Source organism: Streptomyces sp. GbtcB7 (assembly GCF_019091445.1).
Lineage (GTDB): Bacteria > Actinomycetota > Actinomycetes > Streptomycetales > Streptomycetaceae > Streptomyces > Streptomyces mirabilis.
Genome location: NZ_JAGXJM010000620.1, coordinates 1 through 237, shown reverse-complemented (window position 1 = coordinate 237; position 237 = coordinate 1). Strand labels below are relative to the sequence as shown.

The 237-nt window shown below is 78.1% G+C and carries 1 protein-coding gene; it reads right to left on the bottom strand.

Annotated elements, in window-relative coordinates:
- Positions 1-237, bottom strand: a 237-nt coding sequence (locus tag KVT44_RS57025; protein ID WP_217577183.1) for a homocysteine S-methyltransferase family protein, incomplete at both ends; no start/stop codon positions are given.

Genomic DNA, 237 nt, shown 5'->3' with positions numbered 1-237 from the left:
AGGAGGTCCTGGGTGGTCTCGACGATGTGGGCGTCCGCGCCGCCGGCGATCAGGCCCTCGGCGTGCGCCTGGAAGCCGTCGCGCAGCGTGTGGAAGCCGATGTGGCCGTGGGTCGGCAGCTTCGTACCGGGGCCGATGGAGCCCAGCACCGCCCGCCGGCGGCCGTCGCGGCTGGCGGCCTCCTCGCCCCCCTCGCCCCCGCTGCGGCGGCCCGCCTCCGAGAACACCCGCCCCCGG